Consider the following 15,565-nt stretch of genomic DNA (forward strand, 5'->3'; position numbering starts at 1 on the left):
TTTCTAAATGAATAAAAGGAGGATGTCCGTGGACATCCTCCTTTTCAAAGGTTATGAATAAATGGTTTGCATTCCCTTTCCAGCCACGGTCATCCATTCAAACTGCCGTAATCTTACCTCAAACAGTGTTAATGGATCGCGGAACATCTCTGGATTGGTATTCATATTCGTAAGCATTTCTTGGTTCACCCGTATTCCTGATTGCGCTTCTTCCGCTGAACGATTTAACAGCTGCAAGGGACTCTTGAAAAACAGGGTTACATCACGCTCCAGTGATCTTTCAAACAGTTCAAATTGCTGGAAAAACTGTTGATTCACGGCAGAGATGGTTTCAGCATAATCCTCATTTTCCACAAATGCTTTGTACTTATTAAAAAGCAGTGCTTTATTTTGTGATATGGCTCCGAACAATTTCCCAGCACTTTTTAATAAAAATTGAGACGGGGTTCTGCGGAGCAAGATATTAACAGTTTCCAACTGGAAACGACTCGTCATCCGGTCGGTATCGCGGTGCCAATCATCAATTACCTTAAAATCACAATCAAGCATAAGGCGTTCTTCTCCATACATCCGATTAAAGCTTTCCCCCATTTCATTCAGAAATTCCTGACTTTGATCAAGCTCCTCTTTGCACCCATCAATCCATTCTTGCAACAAGCGGTAATATTTAGGCAGTATCGTCAGCTCTAAATACTCTTCTAGCTTTTTGTTCATCACATCATTAAGTTCTAAATGAATCTTGCTAAAATTACTGTCTTCTTTAATGAAGGAAGAACACTCTTGAAGCATTTTTGGAACAGACGCCGCAATATCTTTTTCAATCGTATCTTTGATGGCACGGTAAGACTGCACAACTGCTTTGTTTTTTTGAATCTCAGTATCCTTCAGTTGATTTACTGCACCTGTTAACTTCTGGAGCATTTCTTCATTCCAACGAACTGATTCTACCAGTTGATTTTCAACATCCACTCGTTTTTGCATCAGGCTGGCAATTGTTGTGCGAATATAGAACAATAGCTTCGCCAAACGTTTATCTTCGATATTTCTTGTATTTTTAATGGAATGAATAAACTCTTTTAAGTCTTTTAACTGCTGGCGGTTCTCATATTGTGAAGAAAAGGCGAACACGGATGCATCTGGTAAATACGACTGAATCCTCGCTCTTGTTTCATCATAGACAGTTATCGCTTCCTGCTCACTGACTTTCGTGTCCATCTTACTAAGCAGAAAATGCACTGGGATGTCCGGTGCTAACTCTTGAATTTTTGCAAGAACAGATCTTTCTTTATCTGTAAACGGTGCATTCGCATCGAGCACAAAGAGGACAGTATCAGCCAATTGCAGATTCTTCAATACTTCATAAGAATCATTATAGCTTCCTTTTAATCCCGGGGTATCAATGAGTGCGATCCTATTTTCCTGCAAAAAGGCATTTGGACGCTTAAATTCAATAATAGATTCCAATGCGTTGCGGCGGCGATCCATTCGTTCTTGGAAATCAGAAAAGCCCGATAAACTAGTAATCTCTCGATCAGTAATTTCCGTGATTTCTTCTTCCTTAGAGTCTTTAAACATGACCAGTGAAGAGGTTGAGCTATCCTGCAGATCTTCACCAAGAATCATATTAACAAACGTTGATTTTCCACTACCGCTTAACCCGGTAATAAGCAAATGGTGTGTGTCGAAATTCACTAATTGCTGAACAATCCATTGTACCCGATTATTCTCTCCCATCTCATTTGCTTGGGCCCAATTAATGATCGAATGAAAGAGTGTCAGGCACTCCTCAAGTTCGTCCATGTCTGATTCAGTTATACTAATTAATTTCTCAGCCTCACTAACAATCGACATACTTAAACTCGCTGGAAAAAGCTCATTCCATGAGAGAACGGCGGCAGCTGCCAAGACGACATTCTTATTGTCAGCAAGACGTAACCAATTCGTTAAGAGGTCTGGAATAAATTCCTGCAGATTTTTAATGAAGTACCTTCCATCAATAAAGCTAAAAAATGCTTCCTTATGTAGGCTTGAAAGCTCAGACAAGTTCGCATCCCGATTGATATCGAGGTTTAATAACACATGATTCATTTCCCTTATCCAAGTAAAATAGAACTCTTCATTGTTATAGCTATTCCAAAGAGCGGAAATAAGATTCTCGAATTTTTGATGATCTAAGCTAAATAAAAAATGAACAGCCTGGGAGAAATAGCTCGGCAAATGACTTCTAGTCACACCGGTATCCACATACGAAATAATCATATCAAACCACTCTAATGAACCTGTTCGTATCGCTTCGTTTACGGCCAGTTCAATTGCATTGTTCCAATCTTGCTGCTCTTCAAAAAAAGTACGAGCGATCTCCGTAACGTTCGGATAATCTGGATTTAAATCAATGGTTTTTTTTATCACTGATAAGGCCATGTCAAGCTTTCCGCGCTCTATGTACAATGAAAATAACTGTAAGGCCACTTCGGTATTTAAAGTGAGATGATCACTTTCAATCGCACAATAAAGGTCTTCCGCCGTCGATAACAAACCTAACTGATAATAAGCATCCGCTGTGTTTTTCTTTGCCCATGGTTCAAGCTCATTGATTATATTTTCCCATTTAAAAATGGCAGCTTCATAATCTTTATGATGAAAATACACTTCCCCCTGTGCAAAGCGAATAGATGATAAATCAGGCAAATCCTTACACGCTTCTTCCTGAAACAGGTCGCCAAGCACCTGGATCGGATGAATATTTTCATGTTCATTAATGAACATTTGGTAATAGGTCTTCTGTTTTAATTGCGTCTCTATTGTCATTTCTTTCCCTCCAATTACAACACTCTCTGTCATTCATATGGAAAAGAGCCATAATTATTCTATATACTATTCGACGGAATATCTGAATATTAGTCCCAATTATTACGATTCTACCAGAGGAATTTTTTAAAAGGATGTCAGTTGTATTTCAATTTGGAGACAAAAGAACATAACTACAAACACTTATTACATTTTATACGGCACTTATTACATATTTTCGGACTCTTATTACATTTTTTACGAAACTTATTACATATTTTTGGACTCTTACTACATATTTTTCGAGACTTACGACATTTGCTGGATAACAATTGGAAATCGTTGATTAATTTACCAAAACGAATCCTTAAATTACTAAAAAATAAGCCTGCCTGGAAATGGCAAGCTTATGGGCCTTCATTCTTATCTAACAGACACCGTCTCTTCACTCTTTGAATTCAAAACAATCTCGGAAAAGTAATGAACTGTTCTCATTTCTTCATTAAACAAGTAAGAAGATTTCCATGTTTCCTCTAAAAATATCTCCATGACCTTGATTGTGCGCGGGTCGCCACCTGCTGCCTGCTCAAGCGCCACGATACTTTCAAAAATTTTCACCATAAGTTCGGCAGCCTTTTTCGAGTGAAAGGTCTTTTGATCAGTTGATGCCGTCAGTAATGATTTTGATAGATTCTGTAATTGAATCAACTTATTTTCTACTAAATACGTCCATTCAGACGGCAAATGGGCTACCCCCCGTAGGCGTTGACTCATCTCATCTAAAAACAGTTCATCCGCTTTAAACTTCTCAATTAACCGCAGGACCTCCAACCCTAGAATATTGGCTGTTCCTTCCCAGACAGTCAGTACTTGAGCATCCCGTAACAATCTTGGGGTAACAAAGTCTTCGATATACCCATTCCCACCGTGCATTTCAATCGCTTCGTGTGAAAAGTGAATCGCTTGTTCTGCTGTTTCTTTTTTCAAAAGAGCAATGTAGAGACGATTCAGAATGGTCTCCTTTTGGCTCGCTTGATTGTTCATGACCCTTTCAAACAATGGAAGATACGTAAATACGGTGCGGGTTTCAATTTCCAACTTAACGGCGAGCCTTGATAGTGTATCCTTGATCATTGGATAGTTAGCGAGCTTACTTCCAAATGCATCTCTTCTAAAGGCATAGTCCTTTGCTTCACGATAAGCCCTTCTCATAATTCCTAAGGAGGCAACGGCATTACAAACTCTTGATAGATTAAGAGCTTCCATCATATAGTAGAAACCCTTCGCTGGATCTCCAACCACAAAAGCATCTGCACCATCAAATTCAACCTCAGCGGAAGGAACGGCCCTGACACCGAGTTTATCCTTTAAGCGGCGAATCCGGATTCCATTTAGCGAGCCATCCTGTTTCCGCCATGGTACGGCAAATAAAGTCAGCCCTTTCGTTCCGGCCGGTGCACCTTCTTTCCGCGCTAAAACCATGGCCACCCCACACATACCGGCATTTGAAGCAAAGTATTTTTCTCCAAATAGTTTAAAATGATCTCCTGATTCCACTGCTTTCGTTTCATTTGCACCGACATCCGATCCCCCTTGGCGCTCTGTTAAGAATGTTGCCCCTTCATAGAGAGGAACTTCACCAGTTGAGAGGACATGTGGCAAGAACCGTTCCTTCACTTTGTCAGAGGCATACTGGTTAAGTAAATAGGCAGTAGCCATTGACAATGTAACAGGACAGTAAAATCCTGGTTCCGTTTGTGAAAGCAGATACCCTTGGGCATAGGAATAAATGTAATTCCCCTTTTCCCCGAGTGAGGGAATTTCTTTATGAACATAGCCGACAATTCCGGTATTATATGTTTCTTCAACCGTTCGCAGGTAACCTTCGTTCACCCATACCTCAGAAACGTCTTCACCATACGCATCATACTTGTTTAAGCGCGGCTGTCCTTCCCTGTCCGTAAACCTGGCCCGAGAGTCAATGACAGTAGCGCATTTCTCACCAAAGGCTGTCAACTCATTGTCAGCAAACTCGAAAAAGGCAGGATCGAGTAACTCCTTAAGCAGCGATTGAAACGGCAAATCTTCCTTATAAAAGTTCAAATTGGAAAACCTCCTCTTTTTTTCAGAATAATCAATAAATTAAGTATACCACTTTCCTTTCTTATTAAAAATAAAGATAAGTTTAATTTTGGACATTCTTTCCTTTTTATCAGCATTCAAAGTATAATTGGTTCAAAAACCTTAAGGAGAAATCTAAGTTGGAAAAGGATCAAGCTATATTTTTAGCTAACTTAATCGAAAACTCAAATACAGCGACCTTTGAGATAAAAAAACTTAAAATATCAGATGGAAGTTTAGTGAAGTTTCATCAATGGACAAATGGGAAACCCACGATCGCAGCATATGAAGTTACGAGGCCAGATAACGAAACTGGCTATTACTTTGTATTCATTGACTGGCATAGAAATGACAATTATTATTTAGTCCTCTACGCACATAATCGTTCCACTACCTGTGCAGAGATACGTCAAATTCAAGAAATAGACGGATCTCTACATATTGTCTGGACATACAAGCCTTTCAAACGAGACGGAAAAAATGATCAAAGAAAAGCTTATTTTAAGCAAATGTTTGGTTCGACAACCATTCAAATCAAACTGCCCTCCTCGGCACTTGAAATAGATATATTTTTGGAACAATTATTTAAACTATGTCAAAACCGGGTAAAAGCAGACCGGATTGTTGAAGTCTTTAATTTTGAATAAGGATTGGAGAGATGAGGTTGTCTATTTATAAAAACTGTCAAAGCTGTGGAATGCCGTTAGCAAAAGATGAGCTTGGGGGCGGAACAGAAAAGGACGGAACAAAGAGCACCAAGTATTGCAGCCACTGCTATGAGAATGGAGAATTCACTTTACCCAATATTACAGTGGAAGAAATGAAAGACAGAGTGAAAGAAAAGATCGTGGAATTCGGTATGCCGAAGTTTATCGCCGGGATGTTTACAAGGAACATTCCGAAGTTGGAAAGATGGAATCAAGGAAAATAAATCAGAGGAAAGGGAGGCTTCAGGCCTCCCTTTTAGTTATAAAACTTTACTTAAAAACGCCTTGGTCCGCTCTTCTTGGGGATTATCAAATAATTCACTTGGAATATTTTCTTCCACAACCAAACCGCCGTCCATGAAAATTACTCGGTCACCAACCTCTTTGGCAAAGCCCATTTCATGGGTCACGACTACCATCGTCATACCTTCTTTTGCTAGGTCCTTCATTACCTCCAGTACCTCACCAACCATTTCAGGATCAAGTGCTGAAGTCGGCTCATCAAAAAGCATGATTTTCGGCTCCATTGCAAGCGCCCTTGCAATCGCAACCCGCTGCTTTTGCCCGCCGGATAAAGAGTCTGGATAGGCGTCAGCCTTATCCTCTAAGCCAACTTTTCGTAAAAGGTCGATTGCTTTTGCTCTGGCCTTCTCGATTGGCACATTTTTTACTTTCCTTGGAGCGAGCATTATATTTTGAATCACTGTTTTATGTGGAAATAAGTTAAATTGCTGAAAAACCATGCCCACATCCGTCCTGATTTTATTGATATCCGTTTTTTTATCGGTAATATCAATTCCCTCTATCAAAACATGTCCATCTGTAATCGTCTCTAACAAATTTATGCAGCGGAGTAAGGTAGATTTACCTGAACCAGATGGGCCAATGACAACAACTACCTCTTTAGGCTTAACCGTTACGTTTATATCTTTAAGGACTTCATTTTTTCCAAATGACTTTTTTAAATTTTTAACGTTAATCATTCTGTGGCCAACCTTCTTTCAAGTCGGGATAAAAGTAAACTTAAAGAAAAAGTTAAAACAAGATAAATAAGGGCGGCGGTAATATACGGCTCCCATGCGCGATAGTATTGTCCCTGCATCGCTTGTCCCCAATACATGAGTTCCTTTACAGCAATGATTGCAGCTAAGGATGAATCTTTAATTAAGACGATAAACTCATTACCTAAAGGAGGAATCATTCTTTTAAGAGCTTGAGGGAGAATAACAAATCGCATAGCCTGTACATGATTCATCCCTAGTGAACGTGCTGCTTCCATCTGTCCTTTATCAATCGATTGAATTCCAGCTCTAAAAATCTCGGCAACATATGCCGCCGAATTTAATGAAAGGGCAGTAATGGCGGCAATAATCCCATTTGTTTCACCTACAAAAAGCGGGACAAGCCCAAAATGAACTAATAATATTTGTACTAATAATGGCGTCCCGCGGAAAAAAGTAATATAGCAGTTGAACGGGAAGGCAATCCATTTATTTTTCGTCAATTTACCCAATCCAATAAACAAACCTAGTAAACACCCAATTATGATGCTTACAAGCGAAAGGCCGATGGTTAGCAGCGTTCCTTTTGCAAAAAATGGAGCATATTCAGCAAGTATGTCCCAACGAATATCCATCATGAGTCCCCCTAAAAAATCCTACATAAAAGATGTACACTATTTTTTAACAAATCTATTTTTGACCCTTATAAAGCTCCAAAAGCAACAAAGTTTACGAAAAGAGCCTTAACAAAAATTGCGCAACTGCTTTTTAAGAAGCGTTACGCAATTTTATCTCAGCTATTATTGTTGTGCTTTAATATCTGTTAACTCAGGATCTACCTTAAACCATTTTTTGTAGATTTTCGCGTATTCCCCATTCTCCATAATTCCTTTAATCGCTTTATCAAAGTCTGCCTTTAGCTTGCTGCCCTTTGGAAATAAGAGCCCATAATATTCCTTTTCGAACGCAGCTGCATCTTCAATGATAACAAAATTCTCATTAGGATTATTTTTCACATATTCCTCAATTACCGTATTGTCAGCAACAACTGCATCCGCACCGCCGCCTTTTAGCTCCATGATTGCAAGATTATTATCTTTAAATTTTTTAAGATTATTAGATTCTGTACCTAGAAGTTTCTCAACGGCTTCCTGACCAGTTGTTCCATTTTGCACGGCGACCCTTTTGTCCTTTAAATCCGCGGCACTTTTTATACTGCTCCCTTTAGGAACCATAATTTTATTGGTAGATAAAAAGTAAGGGACTGAAAAGTCATAAGTTTGTTTTCGTTTATCGTTAATCGTGATTGCTGAGATTCCAGCATCAGCTGTTTTACCTTTAATTTCTACAAATAATGGATCCCAGCCTACATGCTTGACGTTAATTTTATACCCTGCTTCCTTGGCTACTGCATTAATAAAGTCAACATCAAATCCGACTACTTCCCCTTTATCTTGGTATTCAAATGGTGCATAGGCTGCATCTGTTACCACCTTCAATGTCTTCTTTTCTCCGGATCCCTCTGTTTTACTCGTTCCACAAGCGGATAGAACTAAAAGTAAGGCTACCATCAAAATAGTTGAAACTAATTTAAATTTCTTCATCCCTACAGACCTCCATTGTTTTCTCTAAAAAGTATTTTTTTAAAATTTTGATAATATTATGAATATAAATGATTATAACCTGTTTTGATTCTATATTCAATATTTTAAATATTTTACTATATTAGTACTGTAATTAGCTGAAGTGTTAGCATTGTAGAATAATACTTTATTCCTTTTATCTACTACTCCTGGACATTCTATTTTTTTAAATTTCACCTGTCACCTTCCTGTCATTGATTAGTTAAAAGTGATTATATATATTTAATTAATTGAGGAGCATAGGGGGGTATAAAATGAACGAACCATTTAAGGCTTTAATGGTAGACAAAACAGATAGTGACTTTACAGTAAACGTAAAAGAAGTAACAGTTGGAGACCTTCCACCAGGGGACGTCCTTATTAACGTCCGATATTCGAGTGTGAACTACAAGGACGGATTAGCGAGTTCCCCTGATGGGAAAATTGTCAGATCCTACCCATTTATTCCTGGTATCGATCTTTCTGGTGTAGTTGTCCGTTCGAAGGATTCTCGTTTTAAAGCAGGGGATGAAGTGATAGCTACCAGCTAAGAGATTGGGGTTTCCCATTATGGTGGCTACAGTGAATATGCCCAGATTCCTGTTGATTGGGTTGTTCCATTACCTAAGGGTCTGTCGTTAAAAGAAGCGATGGTCTATGGGACAGCTGGGTTTACGGCCGGATTATCAGTTCAACGCTTAGAAGAAAACGGGTTAACTTCTGATAAAGGCAAGGTCCTCGTAACAGGAGCGACAGGCGGGGTGGGCAGTATCGCTGTAGCGATTCTTACCAAACGAGGCTACCATGTGGTTGCAAGTACTGGGAAACAATCGGAACATGACTTCCTTTTGGAACTAGGTGCAAGCGAAATTCTTTCCCGCGAGGACGTCACTGGTCAAAACATCAGAGCCTTAGATAAGCAGCTTTGGGCAGCAGCAATTGATCCTGTTGGCGGCAAAACACTCGCCTCCATCCTTACCAAAATTACTTACAATGGTTCGGTGGCAGTTAGCGGCTTAACAGGCGGAGGCGATGTTCCTACCACGGTATTCCCCTTATTCTAAGAGGCATCAGTTTGCTTGGTATTGATTCCGTTTATTGTCCACTAGAAACTCGAATTGCCTTGTGGAAGCGAATGGCCACTGACTTTAAACCTGATCATTTATTAAAAGTGATGAATAAGGAAGTACCACTAGACGAATTACCAAATGAGTTAACCTCGATCCTTAAAGGTGAAGCACGGGGCAGAACTATCATAAAACTATAAAAAATTCGATTTGAGATGACTTTGGTCATCTCATTTTTATTTCCCTAAGAGTATATACCCAGAAAGCCAGAGACAGTATATGGGCATTCGCCGTTGCTTCTCCCAAACACCTACATAATCTATAGGGTATTTACCACATAAGGAGAGATGCCTAAATGAATCCGTATGGTTATTATCAAATGCCTCAAATGCCGATTGAGTATACTTCCTATGTTCAACCAGAACAAATGAATTACTATGGTCAACCAGAACAAGTGAATTACTATGAGCAAACTGAACAATTTAATCCCTATGTCCAGGGTGAGCAATTTAATCCCTATATGCCAGAACAATATGATCCAGCAAGACAGCCACAGCAAATTGAACGCAGGCTGAATCAGTTGGAGAGGGCCAACGAGCGGCAAGAACGGGATATCAATCAACTACAACATCATGTAGCCCAGATCGATCGCAGACTTCAACGAGTGAATCAACGTCTACGTGTCTTGGAAAGAAGATTCAACATCCCATTCACTCCATTCGACGGAGAATATTAAGAGAAATTCCAAAGAACCGGGCAGATGTCCGGTTCTTTTTAATATTAAAAAATACTTCGTAAGATTCTTTTACCAACTTGAAGGATCATTTTAAAAATCCTGTCAGTTTATCTTACAAAAACCCTGACAAGGAGCGAAAATTCAGTTAACTTTTCAATATAAACCACGAAAGAAAGGAAGATTTCAAATGTATCGAAGAAATGATATTAAACTAGCTGAAAGAATCCTTCAATTAGATAAATTAAGAGATGAGTTGTATGAAGAACTCATGAAAACAATGGGGTCAAAGGCAAATGAACTATTAAGGAGACTTCAAAATTATTAATTTCAGTTGGAAAGGGGTGAAAAAGGTTGGCAACTCATTTACGTAAAGGACTTGAACGCCTTAGGAAGTTTTATATAAAGAAGTTGTTAGAGACAGGTGCTACTGATTCTTCTGTTCACGAACTTCACTCCCTTACCTTCTCTGAACTGGAAAGTTTATATAATAAAACATTCTCCCCTGCAAAATCATAATCAATTACTCCATAGTTACTTTATTCTGACAAACAAGCAAAATAGTATGAAAATCTAGTACGACGTGAGATAATCTAACATAAAATGATACTATGGTATAGAAACATATTAATTACTGTAAACAATAGGGTGTGGTGAGCGACAAAAATGGGAAATGACATCTCATACAAAGATAAAAAGGTAATTACAATCGGTATTGTCAGGGATCTCACAGGTCTTTCTGAACGACAAATACGTTACTATGAAGAACGAAAGCTTATTTTCCCCGAAAGGTCTGCTGGTGGCAGCCGTAAGTTTTCCTTTTCAGATGTTGAATTGCTGATGGAAATTGCCAATAAAATTGAAGACGGCATCCAAACACATGACATTAGGAAAGAAATGCTTCGAGAACAAAAGAAACACAACCAAGAAGAGGTTCGCAGGCAGATGATCCAAGGACAATTAAATGCCCATTTTGGTTTACGAAAAAAATAATGAGCTATGCACCTTCCGCCCCATTCCTTATAAGTGATGGGGTTTCCTTCTCTTTTTCCTCCCCCCACCGAAAAACCATGTTAGATAATCTCCCAAACTTATAGAATCCAATCTAGAATCATGTAAGAATACAAACATATCAAATGTTAAGAATATTAACATCACTTAAAAGGGGGAGAAAAAGTGGATACTACATTTTTAATGAATAGTCTGTGGGTGATGGTGGCAGGTGTACTTGTCATCTTAATGATTGGAGGTTTTATCCTCCTAGAAACAGGTTCAACCAGAATGAAAAATGCAGGACATATCGCAGGTAAAACAATCCTTACGTTCGGAATCGGATCAATCGTATTTTGGGCAGTGGGATATGGATTAATTTTTGGTAAAGGAAATCCACTGATTGGCTTCTCAGATTTCTTTTATTCAGGTTATGACATTGATGGCTTGCCATTGTCAGGTGCCGTTTTCTTCTTATTCCAATTAGCATTTGCCGGTATTTCATTAACCATTGCGTTCGGAGGCTTTGCAGAACGAGCTAAATTAGGTGCTTATCTGGTATTTGCATTACTTTTCTCAGTCATTGTCTATCCTCCCATTGCACACTGGATTTGGGGCGGAGGTTGGTTAGCAGAGCATGGTAAACAAGATTTCGCCGGTTCTACCGTAGTTCACTTAACAGGTGCAATGGCAGCTCTTGCAGCTACGATTCTATTAAAACCACGTATTGGGAAATTTAACAAAGATGGCTCGGCCAATAATCTTGCTGGTCATAACCAAGTGTTTACTGCAGTAAGTGTATTACTATTATGGGTTGGCTGGTTTGGTTTTAATGCTGGTAGCACATTAACTGTTGATAAAGCATTCTTCGGATTTGTTGCCGTTAATACTAATTTAGCAGCAGCAGCAGGGACCATTGCTGCGATGATTGTTTCTTGGATTGTTCTTGGTAAAGCTGATGTTCCAATGATGCTAAACGGAGCCTTGGCAGGATTAGTCGCTATTACTGCTTCTTGTGCGTTTGTAGATACCTGGGCCGCTGTCTTAATCGGCTTCATCGCAGGAATTCTTGTATTTTACAGCATTCGCTTCTTTGAAAACAGAGGCATTGATGATCCAATTGCAGCTCTATCCGTACACGGAGCTGCTGGTGTATGGGGGACTTTATCAACTGGTTTCTTTGCAACAAAAGAATTAGCAACAGTCGGAAAGCCAGGATTGTTTTACGGCGGCGGTTTACACCAACTTGGCGTTCAAGCAATGGGCGTTGTCACCTGTGCCGCTTTCGCCTTTATCGTCTCCTTCATCTTGCTGGCACTTATGAAAAAATTCATGAATGGTTTGCGCGTTACGGAAGAAGAAGAGATTATGGGATTAGATTTAAGCGAACATGGAAGCTACGGTTATCCAGAATTACTGAAAGCAGAACAAACAAAATCATTATAAATTGCAGTTAATGAAGTGTGCAACGCCTTTTAAGGCTTGCACGCTTTATGTATTTTTAAAGCAGGAGGTGAAAAACATGAAATACGATACCTACTCGGGGATTGCCGAATTTAGAAAAACCCACATAAAGGAAGCAGCCAAAGATCACTTTCAATTAAATCAACTCCATGACAACATAATCAAACAGATTTTGGAAATTTCACTGAAGGAAATTCTTGAACGGTATGGTCCCCCACCCTCTCTCTTCACTTTCTTTGTAATGGGGAGTGCCGGCCGCTTCGAACAATCGGTTTGGAGCGATCAGGATCATGGCATCATTTACCTTGATTCAACGGCTGAAGCAAAAGCATATTTTCTGTCATTAGGAAAGGAAGTATCAAAAGGTCTCTATCAGGTTGGGTATTCTTATTGCGATGGCGGTGTGATGTCGGGCAATCCATTCTGGTGTAAAGCACAAACCGAATGGGAGAAACAAATACTGAACTGGACAGCCGATGCGTCATGGGAATCGTTACGCTACCTCTTGATTTTTATTGATGGACGCTCTTTTTATGGCCAGCATCAACTGATGGAACAACTAAAAACATTTGCGTATCAAACCGTGCAAAAAGAACAATTACTTGCAAGAATTTATAAAAATACACTTCATTTTAAAAAGGGAATTGGTTTATTAGGTCAGATTTTAGTGGAGCCCCATGGTGTACATAGTGGATCTCTAAATCTTAAGGAGACCGCCCTATTCCCTTATATCAATGCGGTTCGTCTTTTGGCAATGAGAGAAAATGTTCTGGAAACTTCTACCCTTTCAAGGCTCGATAAACTACAAATTCAAGACAAAGATCAATTTAAAACGATGTTTTTAAAACTGTTAAACTATCGTCTTCAATATGCCAGCCATACAGATTATGAATCAGGGCACTATTTACCGGCGGATAAACTGACAAAAGAGCAAAGGAATGAGGTGAAAGACATCATTAGAAATGGTGTGGCCCTTCACCAATACGCTGGAAAACTTATCGACAAAGGAGGGATAACATGAAAATCAATGATTTAGCTCAATACTTCAGGCAGATCTCCGGTAAGGTTAGTTCTAATATTTACGCGGGAATTCAAGGGCAAGTCAATCCACAACAAATTTCCTTCATTCGACAACTTCAAAAAGAAATGAAAGGAAAAAACAACTTAGACACTCCGCTTAACGAATTAGAGGTAGTCGTATTTGACTTAGAAACTACTGGGTTCTATCCAGAAAAAGGCGACTATGTCCTTTCAATTGGAGCCGTGAAAATGGTGGGCCAGCAGATGGAGGTCGATGATACTTTTTATTCACTGGTAAAGTCAGATCTTCCACTAAACGAAGAAATTTCAGCTTTAACTAATATTCACGATGAACAACTACGTGATGCTCCTCCTGCCAGGGATGTCTTACTACAATTTTTTAACTATGCACAAAGTCATATTCTTGTCGCACACCACTCTAAACATGAAAAGTCCTTTATGCAGAAAATGACATGGGATCTCTTAAAAACAAGATTTGAACATCGAATCATCGATACATCCTTCTTAATTCGACTATCTGACACTTACATGAAATCATTACCACTTGAAGAAGTATGCTATGAATGTGGGATTGCCATAAAAGATCGTCACCATGCACTGGGAGATGCCATAATGACAGCGCAAATTTGGGGCAGCTATTTACAGCGGGCTCAAAAAAACGGATATAGTAATTTACGGGAAGTGTATGAACATCTGGCTAAGCTTTGAGCCTAAAAAACACTATTTCAAACTAGTGTTTTTTGGTAAAAGTTTAGTAGCTTTTAATACGAAATCTAATCGACTTTTAAACACCTCCATGTTACTTACCTCTGAATATCGACCCCGTTATAATCCCTAACACGAACAAAATAACTTAAAAATAAAAAAATTTTAAAAAACTTTTTTTTGCCGTTTTCCTTATTACGACAATGATGTAAACGCTAACAATTTTTTTGATTTATTTGAATTGTCAGATTTCTATATTGACCATGTTTTCGATTGGTTGTATGATTATCGAAAATAATCATCAATTCATTAACTGCCAAAGCTCTTCATCAGTTGGAGAAGGGGTATGGCAATTCTTTTTAAAAAATTTGTTTAGTCATTTAAAGCGGTCTATCACAAAAGAGGAGTGGTTAGGTTGGGGAGTCAATGGATTTTCCTTGACGGTAAATTCGTCAAGAAAGAGGATGCTGTAGTTTCAGTTTTTGATCATGGTTTTTTATATGGTGATGGAGTATTTGAAGGCATACGTGTTTATAGTGGAAACGTCTTTAGACTTGATGCTCACCTAAAAAGACTATTTGAATCAGCACAATCCATTATGCTGAATATTCCATATACACATGGGGAAATGACGCAATTAATCGTCGATACAATCAGAAAAAATCAGCTAGAACGCGCCTATATTCGTGTCGTTGTTTCTCGTGGAAAAGGAAATCTCGGCCTAGACCCTTCATCCTGCTCGAAGCCAAGTGTCATTATTATTGCTGAAGAATTGTCCATGTTTCCTAAAGAGTATTACGAGCGTGGGATTAAAATTGCATCCGTTGCAAGCCGTAGAAATCGCCCGGATGTTTTAAGCCCACAGGTTAAATCACTTAACTATTTAAATAATATTCTTGTAAAATTAGAGGCCAATCAAGCAGGCGTTGAGGAAGCATTAATGCTTAATGACCAAGGCTATGTTACCGAAGGTTCAGCTGACAATATCTTCATTGTAAAAAATGGTGTCATATTTACCCCGCCAGTTTACCTGGGCGCATTAGAAGGAATTACGCGCAACGCCATTATTGATGTAGCGAGAGCTAGAGGCTTTGAAGTTAGAGAATCTCCATTCACTCGTCACGATGTCTATGTGGCTGATGAAGTGTTCTTAACCGGTACAGCCGTTGAGGTAATCGCAGTAATTGATGTGGACAAACGAAAAATTAGTGATGGAAAACCCGGCGAGGTTACCAACATTCTATTAGAGGAATTCAGGAAAATTGTAACAACAGACGGTGTGGCTTGTTACCCAGAAAGAGCAAATCACGCGATCGTCAGTTAGGAG

General features: G+C 39.0%; 15 protein-coding genes and 1 pseudogene. 11 read left to right on the forward strand and 5 right to left on the reverse strand.

Annotated features, from left to right (window positions below; all coding sequences use genetic code 11):
• Nucleotides 1-51: 51 nt before the first annotated feature.
• On the reverse strand, nucleotides 52-2,808 hold the full coding sequence (locus tag ACJ004_RS08230; protein ID WP_410892414.1) for a dynamin family protein: 2,757 nt from the start codon (nucleotides 2,806-2,808) through the stop codon (nucleotides 52-54).
• 402 nt (nucleotides 2,809-3,210) lie between these two features.
• Complete coding sequence (locus ACJ004_RS08235) at nucleotides 3,211-4,890, reverse strand: acyl-CoA dehydrogenase family protein (RefSeq protein ID WP_410892416.1); 1,680 nt, start codon at nucleotides 4,888-4,890, stop codon at nucleotides 3,211-3,213.
• 158 nt (nucleotides 4,891-5,048) lie between these two features.
• Between ACJ004_RS08235 and ACJ004_RS08240 the strand changes: the two genes are divergently transcribed.
• A complete protein-coding gene (locus ACJ004_RS08240; RefSeq protein WP_410892418.1) occupies nucleotides 5,049-5,555 on the forward strand; it encodes a hypothetical protein in 507 nt (168 codons plus the stop codon).
• Nucleotides 5,556-5,572: 17 nt separating this feature from the next.
• Nucleotides 5,573-5,839 (forward strand): zinc ribbon domain-containing protein, encoded by a 267-nt coding sequence (locus tag ACJ004_RS08245; protein WP_410892420.1) that lies wholly within the window; start codon nucleotides 5,573-5,575, stop codon nucleotides 5,837-5,839.
• 36 nt (nucleotides 5,840-5,875) lie between these two features.
• Here the strand turns inward: ACJ004_RS08245 and ACJ004_RS08250 are convergent, their stop codons facing one another.
• The 3 genes from ACJ004_RS08250 to ACJ004_RS08260 form a co-directional block, all read right to left on the reverse strand.
• Nucleotides 5,876-6,598 (reverse strand): amino acid ABC transporter ATP-binding protein, encoded by a 723-nt coding sequence (locus ACJ004_RS08250; RefSeq protein WP_410892422.1) that lies wholly within the window; start codon nucleotides 6,596-6,598, stop codon nucleotides 5,876-5,878.
• Nucleotides 6,595-7,251, reverse strand: a complete 657-nt coding sequence (locus ACJ004_RS08255; protein ID WP_410892424.1) for an amino acid ABC transporter permease — start codon at nucleotides 7,249-7,251, stop codon at nucleotides 6,595-6,597. Before ACJ004_RS08255 ends, ACJ004_RS08250 begins: the two co-directional genes overlap by 4 nt.
• Nucleotides 7,252-7,416: 165 nt before the next feature.
• On the reverse strand, nucleotides 7,417-8,220 hold the full coding sequence (locus tag ACJ004_RS08260; protein WP_410892426.1) for a basic amino acid ABC transporter substrate-binding protein: 804 nt from the start codon (nucleotides 8,218-8,220) through the stop codon (nucleotides 7,417-7,419).
• Nucleotides 8,221-8,513: 293 nt separating this feature from the next.
• On the opposite strand from ACJ004_RS08260, the pseudogene ACJ004_RS08265 reads away from it, so the two are divergent.
• From ACJ004_RS08265 to ilvE, 9 genes and pseudogenes are all read left to right on the forward strand, one after another.
• Nucleotides 8,514-9,505: pseudogene (locus ACJ004_RS08265) on the forward strand (NADPH:quinone oxidoreductase family protein).
• A gap of 155 nt (nucleotides 9,506-9,660) precedes the next feature.
• Complete coding sequence (locus tag ACJ004_RS08270) at nucleotides 9,661-10,041, forward strand: hypothetical protein (protein ID WP_410892428.1); 381 nt, start codon at nucleotides 9,661-9,663, stop codon at nucleotides 10,039-10,041.
• 187 nt (nucleotides 10,042-10,228) lie between these two features.
• The gene (locus ACJ004_RS08275; RefSeq protein ID WP_410892430.1) at nucleotides 10,229-10,366 is read left to right on the forward strand and encodes a hypothetical protein; all 138 of its coding nucleotides are present in this window, start codon (nucleotides 10,229-10,231) and stop codon (nucleotides 10,364-10,366) included.
• Nucleotides 10,367-10,392: 26 nt separating this feature from the next.
• Nucleotides 10,393-10,557, forward strand: a complete 165-nt coding sequence (gene fbpA / locus ACJ004_RS08280) for a Fur-regulated basic protein FbpA (RefSeq protein WP_410892432.1) — start codon at nucleotides 10,393-10,395, stop codon at nucleotides 10,555-10,557.
• 147 nt (nucleotides 10,558-10,704) lie between these two features.
• Nucleotides 10,705-11,031 (forward strand): MerR family transcriptional regulator, encoded by a 327-nt coding sequence (locus ACJ004_RS08285; protein ID WP_410892434.1) that lies wholly within the window; start codon nucleotides 10,705-10,707, stop codon nucleotides 11,029-11,031.
• Between the two features lie 183 nt (nucleotides 11,032-11,214).
• Nucleotides 11,215-12,474: an ammonium transporter gene (locus tag ACJ004_RS08290; protein ID WP_410892436.1), complete on the forward strand. Its 1,260-nt coding sequence runs from the start codon at nucleotides 11,215-11,217 to the stop codon at nucleotides 12,472-12,474.
• A 76-nt stretch (nucleotides 12,475-12,550) separates the two neighbouring features.
• Nucleotides 12,551-13,513, forward strand: a complete 963-nt coding sequence (locus ACJ004_RS08295; protein WP_410892438.1) for a DUF294 nucleotidyltransferase-like domain-containing protein — start codon at nucleotides 12,551-12,553, stop codon at nucleotides 13,511-13,513.
• Nucleotides 13,510-14,241: an exonuclease domain-containing protein gene (locus tag ACJ004_RS08300; protein ID WP_410892439.1), complete on the forward strand. Its 732-nt coding sequence runs from the start codon at nucleotides 13,510-13,512 to the stop codon at nucleotides 14,239-14,241. Before ACJ004_RS08295 ends, ACJ004_RS08300 begins: the two co-directional genes overlap by 4 nt.
• 412 nt (nucleotides 14,242-14,653) lie before the next feature.
• Complete coding sequence (ilvE, locus tag ACJ004_RS08305) at nucleotides 14,654-15,562, forward strand: branched-chain-amino-acid transaminase (RefSeq protein ID WP_410892440.1); 909 nt, start codon at nucleotides 14,654-14,656, stop codon at nucleotides 15,560-15,562.
• Nucleotides 15,563-15,565: the final 3 nt, after the last annotated feature.

The organism is Neobacillus sp. 204 (genome assembly GCF_046562815.1).
Lineage (GTDB): Bacteria > Bacillota > Bacilli > Bacillales > Cytobacillaceae > Neobacillus.